The organism is Ewingella sp. C233, assembly GCF_055407225.1.
In genome coordinates this window covers 35466-45381 of sequence record NZ_JBUZRI010000009.1, presented here as the reverse complement: position 1 = coordinate 45381, position 9916 = coordinate 35466, and the positions used below count along the sequence as shown (strand labels likewise).

Below are 9916 nucleotides of genomic sequence, written 5' to 3'. Positions count from 1 at the left end.
ATCCCCTGGGCGAAATGCGCCTGGTAAGCAGAGTTTTTGAAATGTAAGGCCTTTGAATAAGACAAAAGGCTGCCTCATCGCTAACTTTGCAACAGTGCCATAGAAAGGTTACATTTCTAAAAATTATAACGCTGACCTGGGGACCGGGAATATGTATTCATTTATCGCACGCCAGCCTATTTTTGACACAAAAATGCAGACCGTCGCTTATGAGCTGCTTTTCAGGGACGGAATGAACAATGCCTTTCCCGATGTTTCACCAGAATACGCCACGTCCAGAATGATTTCTGACCAGTTTTTATGCATCCCTGTTCCCCGTATAGCCAACAATCACAGTTCTTTTATTAATGTGCCGCACCAGATGATCATTAACGGACTGGGCGATACGCTGCCGAATGAAAAAGTGGTCATCGAAATTCTGGAAAATGCAGTCCCGGATGATGCGCTTTTCTGTGCCGTAAAGGATATGCACGACAGGGGTTACCAGCTTGCGCTCGATGATTTCACGATGGATGATGAATGGGACCGCTTTATGCAGTATATTTCTGTCATCAAATTTGATGTCAGAGACAATGACTATGAAGATATCCGGCAATATATCCACAGAAAAAGTCAGCTTCTGCAGGGCATAAAATTCCTTGCTGAAAAAGTGGAAACAAGGGACGAGTTTGAGCTTTACAGCCGGGCGGGTTTCGCGCTTTTCCAGGGATTTTTCTTCAGTCGCCCGGAAATCCTCAGAAATAAATGCCTTTCCCAGAACCCCCTGCCACTCTCCAGGCTGATGATGGAGGTGAACAGGGAAAACCCGGACTTTGCCGCGGTCGAACGTCTGCTTAAAACCGATCTGACGCTGTCATATAAAATCATGCGCTACGTCAGAAACATGCTGTTTAACTCACATGGCATAATTCAGGCGGACAATCTTACCCTGAAAGAAATGCTGATGTATCTGGGGGGCAAAGAACTCCGGCGGTTTGTTGCGGTGGCCGCCCTTTCAAATATGGGGCGTTCCGGCATCAGTGAACTTTATCATCTGAGCATGGTTCGCGGAAAATTCTGCGAATTAATTGCCGGAAAAATAAATAATGTTTCATTATCCTATAACGCATTTATATGCGGTCTGTTTTCATTGCTGGATGTCATTCTTGAACTCCCCATGGACGATTTAATTAAACAGATTTCAATCCCGCAAAACGTAACTGCCGCGCTTTGTGAACATAAAGGTGAACTTTTTGACATACTGACCCTGTCGTTATGTTATGAGAAACTTAACTGGGAGGAAACCGCGAAAATATGTAATACCCTCAATATCAGCGAGTTCACTGTTATAGAAACCATGCAGGCCGCAACAAAATGGGCGGACGAGCTCGCCGTCTGTTAAGGATATTTATCACAAGACAAATCAGTCATACACATCATTTTTTTAATTAAAGAAATACCGGTGAACGCCGTTATATCCGCTTATCCAGACACAACGAGACACTATTATCGGTAATGACTCCAACTTATTGATAGTGTTTTATGTTCAGATAATGCCCGATGACTTTGTCATGCAGCTCCACCGATTTTGAGAACGACAGCGACTTCCGTCCCAGCCGTGCCAGGTGCTGCCTCAGATTCAGGTTATGCCGCTCAATTCGCTGCGTATATCGCTTGCTGATTACGTGCAGCTTTCCCTTCAGGCGGGATTCATACAGCGGCCAGCCATCCGTCATCCATATCACCACGTCAAAGGGTGACAGCAGGCTCATAAGACGCCCCAGCGTCGCCATAGTGCGTTCACCGAATACGTGCGCAACAACCGTCTTCCGGAGCCTGTCATACGCGTAAAACAGCCAGCGCTGGCGCGATTTAGCCCCGACGTATCCCCACTGTTCGTCCATTTCCGCGCAGACGATGACGTCACTGCCCGGCTGTATGCGCGAGGTTACCGACTGCGGCCTGAGTTTTTTAAGTGACGTAAAATCGTGTTGAGGCCAACGCCCATAATGCGGGCAGTTGCCCGGCATCCAACGCCATTCATGGCCATATCAATGATTTTCTGGTGCGTACCGGGTTGAGAAGCGGTGTAAGTGAACTGCAGTTGCCATGTTTTACGGCAGTGAGAGCAGAGATAGCGCTGATGTCCGGCAGTGCTTTTGCCGTTACGCACCACCCCGTCAGTAGCTGAACAGGAGGGACAGCTGATAGAAACAGAAGCCACTGGAGCACCTCAAAAACACCATCATACACTAGCATCACCGACAAAAGGCTGCCTCATCGCTAACTTTGCAACAGTGCCCTTATTCGCACCTTCCCTAGCTAAAGCAAAAAAAAGTGCTCAAAAAATTCTGGAGAAAAAATCCGTTTCTGCCGATACTGCCTCTGCGGGCTGTGCCTATTTGGGGTCGGTTCCGGCTGAGGGCGAAATGACACCCTAAGCTTTCGGTTCCTTGGGCCAAAGATATTCGCCAGTCAGTAGAATGTGCGCCCAGCCCAATGGGGATATGTGGGGAAGACATTCAGGGGGAACATCCAACCCTTCGTTCCGCCGCTCCGTGACGGCATGACCAAGATGGACGGTATTCCAGTAAATGATCACCGCAGTCAATAAATTGAGCCCAGCGATTCGGTAGTGCTGCCCCTCTGTCGTGCGATCGCGAATTTCCCCCTGCCTCCCGATACGGAGCGCATTTTTGAGCGCATGGTGGGCCTCTCCCTTGTTAAGACCGATCTGAGCACGCCGCTGCATGTCCGTATCCAGGATCCACTCAATAATGAAAAGGGTCCGTTCAATACGACCAACTTCACGAAGCGCAACTGCAAGGTTGTTTTGTCGTGGGTAAGAAGCGAGCTTGCGCAGGAGTTGGCTGGGCCTGATTTTGCCAGCGGTCATCGTCGCGGCACAACGGAAAATATCAGGCCAGTTCGCAACGATAAGATCCTCCCGGGCTTTTCCACCTACCAACTTGCGTAACTCCCTGGGGGTCGTATCGGGATTAAATACGTACAACCGCTTCGATGGCAGATCCCTGATTCGCAGAACGAGATTGTAGCCGAGCAGGCTACTGGCTCCGAACAAATGGTCGGTGAATCCTGCTGTATCGGCATACTGTTCGCGAACATGGCGACCGACCTCGTTCATCAGTAGTCCATCGAGAATATACGGTGCCTCGCTCACGGTCGCCGGGATCGACTGACAAGCGAATGGCGCGAACTGGTCGCTTACGTGAGTATACGCTTTGAGGCCGGGAACAGAACCATATTTGGCATTGACCATGTTCATGGCTTCGCCATGCCGCGCTGTCGGGAAAAACTGACCATCGCTCGATGCTGACGTGCCCATCCCCCAGACGCGTGACATCGGCAGTTTACCCTGCGCGGCCACCACAATTGCCAATGCCTGGTTCATGGCTTCGCTTTCAACATGCCAGCGGGCAAGGCGTGAGAGCTGCCAGTAATCATGCGTGTTTGTAGCTTCCGCCATCTTACGCAGGCCCAGATTGAGCCCTTCAGCGAGCAGGACGTTGAGCAGACCGATCCGGTCGCGACATGGAGCCCCGGTTCTCAGATGGGTAAACGCATCTGTGAAACCAAGGGCTGCATCAACTTCAAGCAGCATGTCGGTAATCCGAACGGACGGCATTCGGCGATACAGATCCAGTATGAGTGCCTCGGCACCATCCGGCACGTCTGCTGTCAACCTGTCGATCCGCAACGTTCCATCTTCTATGCTACCGTGCGGAATAGTGCCGTTACGGGCAGCCCGGGCCAGCCGCTTAAGAGCGATCGTGAGTCGCGCCTTTCTGTCTGCCAGCCAATCCTGTGGGTTGGAAGGCACGGCCAGTTTTGCATTTTCCTGCGCCGCGATCATCGGCACCAGTACCTGCTTGAGGTCACCATAGCGGCGCGAATGAGCGAGCCAGACATCTCCGGAACGAAAAGCATCCCGGAGGTGAAAGAGTACCGCCACTTCCCAAAGACGGGTATCTCCTTTTTCCTGAGCTCGTAAATGACGGTTCCATTTGGAGCTGGGCCGCAGGAAACGCCTTTCTGGCGATGCAACACCTTTCATCTCTCCGATCGACAAAGCTGCTGCTACCAATGGTCCGGCGACCGGCGCGGCTTCGAGCTTCAGACAGCGCAACATGCGGGGCGCATAACGACGAAAGCGATGGTATCCCTGCCCGACATATGCAAGAGGCTCATCGGCTAGCGTGTTGCTGAGTTGAGTCCCTGTCGCTACCAGTTGAGCGAGCCGGTCCCATGCAACCGAACTGGCGACAGCCATCTCCAGCGGGGTTCCGTCACTGCGGGCCTCAAGCAACGAAGCTCCCAGCGCGGTGAAGGTACGGATCGTATCCGTGAGTGTGGCTTTAGAGCCGGAAATTGTTTCGTCATGCTGGCGCTTCGCTTCCCGCCAGGTTTTTCCTACGATCCTGTCATGGGTTTCGACTATGGCATCAGCAATCGCCGCTTCCCACTCCACAACACAGACGGCAAGGATCGCCCAGCGGCGGTCCGAAGTGATGTCACGCAAACCGTCGGTGAAGTAGCGTTCACCCTGCCGACGCAGCCGGGCAATGCGATGGGCAGGTATGCTGGCCAAAGCACTATGATTGATATTCAGGGTACGCAGAAATTCGAGCCTGTCGAGCAAACGGTTAGCAGCAGCCGAGTTGTTACCAACCTCGAAGTTGCGAAGCCAGATGAAACGACTGATATTGCCGGCGAGCATTTCACTCAGAAGTTTGTCCAGGTGATCGCGAACATCCGCTGTTAAATTTTCCGCAATCCGCGTTTCAATCCGCCGCTCAGCGGCGACCAGAGCATCCGCGCACAAGCGCTCGATTGTCGATACTGCGGGCAGAATGGTGGAAGTTTCCCGACACCGCACAATAAAACGATGAGCAAGATCCTCGTTTGATCTGGCATCTTCGGCCTGGCCGAAAGTCCACTCACGCAGATCACGGGCACCACGGCCCGTGAAGGTCTTGTAGCCGTAAATTTCGCGCAGCGTGTCCATGTGCTGCTGACGGGTTTGGCGCCGTGTGGCATAAGTGAGAAGCGCATCAGCCGGAACTCCAAGCTGAGCACCGACGAAGGAAAGGACTTCACGCGGGATCATCTCACCAGGAGCCAGTGCACGGCCCGGATATCGTAAGGCACAAAGTTGCAGGGCAAAGCCAATCCTGTTTTCCGGTCTGCGGCGCTGCCTAATGTTTTCCAGGTCATCATCGCCCAGCGTGTAGAACTTCAGTAGCGACAGTTCGTCCGTGGGCAGATCGAACAGCGCTGCTCGCTGCCGTTCGGTGAAAATATGGCGTCGTGACATACAAATTCGTCCCTTTTGAAGTATAGTCTGTTTTGGACAACAGCCAGCCCATATAAATCAGGGCGTTCCGATACAAAAATCCAGGAGGGTTCAATTGGGACATCGTGCCGCCATTTACTGCCGGGTTTCAACAGCGGATCAGTCTTGTGAACGCCAGGAATTTGATCTGCGAGCCTTCGCCGGCCGTGCCGGCTACGACGTGGTGGGAATATTTAAGGAAACAGGTTCAGGAACTAAACTCGACCGGGCCGAGCGAAAGAAAGTCCTGGCGCTTGCCCAGTCCAGACAAATTGATGCAATCCTGGTCACTGAGCTTTCCCGGTGGGGGCGCTCGACGCTCGATCTGCTCAATACGCTACGTGAACTGGAGAACTGGAAGGTTTCCGTGATAGCCATGAATGGAATGGCGTTCGATCTTTCGTCGCCGTATGGACGAATGCTGGCGACGTTTCTTTCCGGCATTGCGGAGTTTGAGCGGGATCTCATCAGCGAGCGGGTCAAGTCAGGCCTTGCTGTTGCGAAGGCACGTGGTAAGAGGCTTGGTCGTCAGGCCGGAGTGCGACCAAAATCAGACCGACTTTTGCCTAAGGTGGTTGCGATGAGGGCCGAGGGACGCAGCTATCGCTGGATCGCACGCGAGCTCGGTATCAGCAAGAATACCGTCGCTGACATCGTGCAACGACACAGAGCTAACGCTTAGGGTGTCATTTCGCCCTCAGCCGGAACCGACCCCGGCCATAACCGGGTGAACCCGTCGGTCCGCGGAATGGCCGCCGCGTAAAAGATCTCACAGCATCCGGCAAGCAATAAATATATCCAGCCCAAAACTTCTGGCCTCAGTGTTAACGAAATGCGCCATTTTGACCTGTGGTATGTCTTTTCTGACAGCCATTCGTCACCGGCATGGACGGATAATTATCCATCAGCTGCTGTTCAGGCTTTTCAGGATAATGCGGCTCAGAGCAGCATCTGTCTGCAAACGGTGTCCTGTGTAATCATTTTCCATCACTACCCGTGTCAGTTTACGTTGCCAGCTCTTACTGACAGATACTATTTACTGACACGCGGCGGATAGTAAATTTCAGCCATGTTCTGGAAACAGACTGAGCAAATTTCTCAGAATGGAAACGCACCCTAGCCCCGCCAAGGCTTCGCTTTACGATAATTTACCTGAAGGCGGCCATTTACCTGACGGTGCATGATAAAATGTAACCACAGACCGACCGAATTTAACTTATTAATTTAATTATCTAAATTTCTTACATCAGTCAATCAGGCTGTGCATTGCATTTTTGGAGTGCACAGTCTCTGGGTTGCCTGATTCACAATTCGTAAGTCAACATCTCAGGGGGAGATTAAGTGACAGAAAACCCAATCGGATTAACCAGAAAAGTTATCAAGCCCGTTTCTAATTTTTTCAGTTCACCTGTAGCGGGCGGTATTGTGCTTATTATTGCTTCGGCAGCCGCTATCATCGTGGCCAATTCGCCCCTCAGGGAAGGTTATGAAACACTCCTGAAATACAAAACAGCAGGCCTGTCCGTTGAGCACTGGATAAACGATGCCCTGATGGCCGTATTCTTTATGATGGTCGGGCTGGAAATCAAGCGTGAGCTTGTCACCGGCCAGTTAGCCACCTGGAGCCAGCGTGCGTTGCCGGGCTTTGCCGCACTGGGTGGTCTGGCCGTACCTGCCCTGATTTACGTGGGGTTTAATGCCGGTCATGACGAAACCCTTTCCGGCTGGGCCATCCCGGCGGCCACGGATATTGCTTTTGCGCTCGGTGTACTCGCCTTACTGGGCAGTCGTGTGCCAGTCTCGCTAAAAATTTTCCTGTCGGCGCTGGCTATTCTGGATGACATGGGGGCGGTGGCTATCATCGCGCTCTTCTATACCAGCAACATTTCGCTTCTGATGCTGGGTGGTGCAGCGGCAATGGTTGCTCTGCTGTTTAGCCTGAACCGTGCCGGCGTGACGCGCCTGCTGCCCTATCTGCTGACGGGGGGAGTACTGTGGTTTTTCATGCTTCAGTCAGGCGTGCATGCCACCGTCGCGGGTATCCTGCTGGCGTTCTTTATCCCGCTGCGAACCAGGAATGCGGCTGATGAAGTGCCTCTGGACAGGCTTGAGCATGCCATCAACCCCTGGGTCACGTTTATGATACTGCCGCTGTTTGGCTTCGCCAATGCGGGCGTCGCGTTGTCGGGCATGACGATGAATGACCTGTTGTCGCCGGTTCCGGTAGGCGTGGCGCTGGGCCTGTTTTTGGGTAAACAGGCAGGTATCTTTGGCCTGTCGCTACTGGCCGTCAGCCTGGGCCTGGCGAAACGACCAGAGAAAAGTACCTGGTTACAGGTTTATGGTGTCTCGGTACTGTGTGGGATTGGTTTTACCATGAGCCTGTTTATCGGCAATCTGGCCTTTACAGGCAGCCCTCTGCTCGTTGATGAGGTCAAGGTGGGGGTTCTGGCAGGGTCCATACTGGCCGCTCTGGCCGGTATTTTGATACTGCGCTTTGCGCCTTCTAAGCAAGTCAGGTAACGTATTATCTACAGGAAAATCCCCGTGATAACGGGGGTTTTTTCACACTGTCAGTGTATATTCTGAAGAGAAAATTGAAATTATTTAATTTTATTATAAATAATTACCTTTCTATCTTTCACATTTTACAGGCGGAGCCCTGTTCAGATAAGTCAGGATGAACGCTGGCATATCAGTTAAAATATTATGTTATTCAAATAAATAGTCGGCTAACGTGGTTTTTTACACGACTGGCCCTCTAACCCCGCTACTGAATACTGACCGCCAAAAGGCGGTTTTTTTGTTCAAAGAAACTGATCTCAGTATCGCGCCCGGGGCAGCTGGCCAACGTCGCCGGCATCGCGCCGGCAAAAATCGAAAAACAGAAATATCAGCAAGATAGCTTAAACAGGTGTCGGGAAATTTCGTTGAGATATTTTGAAGGAATCACAGTGTAAGCAGGCGCTTTTTCAGGGAGGCGCGTTCTTGCGGGTTGCGTCCCTTGTGATTGGCGATGCGATCCGCCGTGGCGGCCTGGCGCTTGACGGGCCAGTAGGAGCGGCCATCCTTGCCCATCGACCAGACGCTGCTGGCCTGGTTTTCCAGCAGGGGCAGATGGGCGCTCAGGGCTTCGGGCGACGCGCTGGTCAGCGCCGTGCGCTCACGGGTGCGCCAGCGCTGATGCCAGAGCTTCTTGTCCTCGCGCTCGCTGCCGCAGGTCGTGTGCCCGACGATGGGTGTTTTGCGGCGGCTGCGGCTCATAACGTAGTGGTCTCCAAGAACATTCAGGACTGATCCCAGGCGTCGATGGTCAAGACCTGATCGGCAGGACAGGCGGCTACGCGGTCGGGAACTGGATGGTGTTCAGTCTCATGCCGACCCCATTCGATTGATCGCGTCGCTTGCGGCACGCTGCGACGCAAGGAGGTTTGCGACCTGGTTTAGCAGCCGTGTCCGCTGCATGTCTGTTACCTATCTCCCCGACCGCTCATTGGACCAACTCCAGAGATTGGGCTCTATCGCTCAGCCAATACGAAACCGGCATTGGCTGATGCCACAACCGAGACTAACACAAATGGCTCGGTACCTGTATTTCGCGCCCCGTGCACTTGGCCCGGTCTTGCCACGGCTATCTCACCTTCCCTGAGGGCACGAACAATCCCATTGCCCTGAAAGTAATCAGCCATTCCCGACAAAACAGTCCACGTGTCTTGGCCGTGAGGATGAATGTGAGCCGCAATTTCCTGCCCGGGATGGACATGCCAAACCACGATAATTGAGTCTCGGGTTTCAAGCACAACGGAACGAATAGGCTCGCCTTCGGACGGCTGAACATACTCGGCTACAGAAAATATTCTCGATTCAACAGTCATCGGAGATCCCTCTTTCACAGTTGTCGTTACGGTCTTCATCGTCGGCATCCTGACGCACGGCGGGCAATTGCTGGAGCAACGCCGGCAGCCATTCCTGTACCGTCTCCCACACCACATCGAGGTTGATGTCGAAATAGCCGTGAGCCATGCGATTACGCATATTGCGCATGCTGCGCCACGGCACGTCGGCATGCGCCTGGGTGAACTCGACGTAGCCATCCATCACCTTTGTGGCCGCCTCGCCGATGACGATCAGGCTCATGATGACGGCCTGCTGGGTGCGCTTGTCGGCCAAGAAGTCGTCCTTGGCCATCCCTTCCACGAAGCTGCGCGCATCGGTTGCGGCCTGCTGAATGTGGTCGAGGTAATCGGGCAGGCGGTTCTCGCTCATATCGGTTGCGCCTCCGCGAGCACCTTGGCCCGGAACTTCGGCGGCAGGTCGCCGGGAGTCAGCAGATCGACGTCAACGCCGAGCAGCGATTTCAGTTCTTCTTCCAAATCGCCCAAGTCCAACAACGTGGCACCGGGCAGCGCATCGACCAACAGGTCGAGGTCGCTGCCATCCCGGTCGGTGCCATGCAGCACCGAGCCGAAGACGCGCGGGTTCGCGGCGCGAAAGCGGCCTACCGCTTCACGCACTGCGCTTCGCTTCATGTCAAGCACAACAGACGGTCGCATGCGCATCCTTTCTTATCGAAACTCGTTGAGA

9 protein-coding genes are annotated in these 9916 nt (G+C 53.3%); 3 read left to right on the top strand and 6 right to left on the bottom strand.

From position 1 onward, the window contains the following. Window positions 1-151 precede the first annotated feature (151 nt). Window positions 152-1381 carry an EAL and HDOD domain-containing protein gene (locus ACZRKO_RS22225; RefSeq protein ID WP_016241607.1) on the top strand — a complete coding sequence of 410 codons (1230 nt, stop codon included), beginning with the start codon at window positions 152-154 and terminating at the stop codon, window positions 1379-1381. Window positions 1382-1505: 124 nt separating this feature from the next. Here the strand turns inward: ACZRKO_RS22225 and ACZRKO_RS22220 are convergent. Together ACZRKO_RS22220 and ACZRKO_RS22215 are read right to left on the bottom strand one after the other, a co-directional pair. After that, window positions 1506-2203 (bottom strand): IS1-like element IS1A family transposase gene (locus tag ACZRKO_RS22220; RefSeq protein ID WP_103215986.1). Its coding sequence is split into 2 segments (ribosomal slippage): window positions 1506-1954 and window positions 1954-2203, totalling 699 coding nucleotides; the frame shifts between segments, so codons are not numbered across the junction. Window positions 2204-2416: 213 nt separating this feature from the next. Next, window positions 2417-5314 (bottom strand): Tn3-like element Tn5403 family transposase, encoded by a 2898-nt coding sequence (locus ACZRKO_RS22215; protein ID WP_414072872.1) that lies wholly within the window; start codon window positions 5312-5314, stop codon window positions 2417-2419. Window positions 5315-5408: 94 nt separating this feature from the next. On the opposite strand from ACZRKO_RS22215, the gene ACZRKO_RS22210 reads away from it, so the two are divergent. Together ACZRKO_RS22210 and nhaA are read left to right on the top strand one after the other, a co-directional pair. Next, window positions 5409-6014, top strand: a complete 606-nt coding sequence (locus ACZRKO_RS22210; RefSeq protein WP_000509966.1) for a recombinase family protein — start codon at window positions 5409-5411, stop codon at window positions 6012-6014. Window positions 6015-6673: 659 nt separating this feature from the next. Beyond that, window positions 6674-7855 (top strand): Na+/H+ antiporter NhaA, encoded by a 1182-nt coding sequence (gene nhaA, locus ACZRKO_RS22205; protein ID WP_004194048.1) that lies wholly within the window; start codon window positions 6674-6676, stop codon window positions 7853-7855. 426 nt (window positions 7856-8281) lie between these two features. Here the strand turns inward: nhaA and ACZRKO_RS22200 are convergent, their stop codons facing one another. From ACZRKO_RS22200 to ACZRKO_RS22185, 4 genes are all read right to left on the bottom strand, one after another. Next, window positions 8282-8596, bottom strand: coding sequence for a hypothetical protein (locus tag ACZRKO_RS22200; protein ID WP_000091613.1), 315 nt, complete (start codon window positions 8594-8596; stop codon window positions 8282-8284). 254 nt (window positions 8597-8850) lie between these two features. Continuing rightward, window positions 8851-9207 carry a cupin domain-containing protein gene (locus ACZRKO_RS22195; protein ID WP_000215515.1) on the bottom strand — a complete coding sequence of 119 codons (357 nt, stop codon included), beginning with the start codon at window positions 9205-9207 and terminating at the stop codon, window positions 8851-8853. Continuing rightward, a complete protein-coding gene (locus ACZRKO_RS22190; RefSeq protein ID WP_001293886.1) occupies window positions 9197-9598 on the bottom strand; it encodes a HepT-like ribonuclease domain-containing protein in 402 nt (133 codons plus the stop codon). The genes ACZRKO_RS22195 and ACZRKO_RS22190 overlap by 11 nt, the downstream gene beginning before the upstream one ends. Continuing rightward, a complete protein-coding gene (locus tag ACZRKO_RS22185) occupies window positions 9595-9885 on the bottom strand; it encodes a nucleotidyltransferase family protein (RefSeq protein ID WP_001247892.1) in 291 nt (96 codons plus the stop codon). Before ACZRKO_RS22185 ends, ACZRKO_RS22190 begins: the two co-directional genes overlap by 4 nt. Window positions 9886-9916 lie beyond the last annotated feature (31 nt).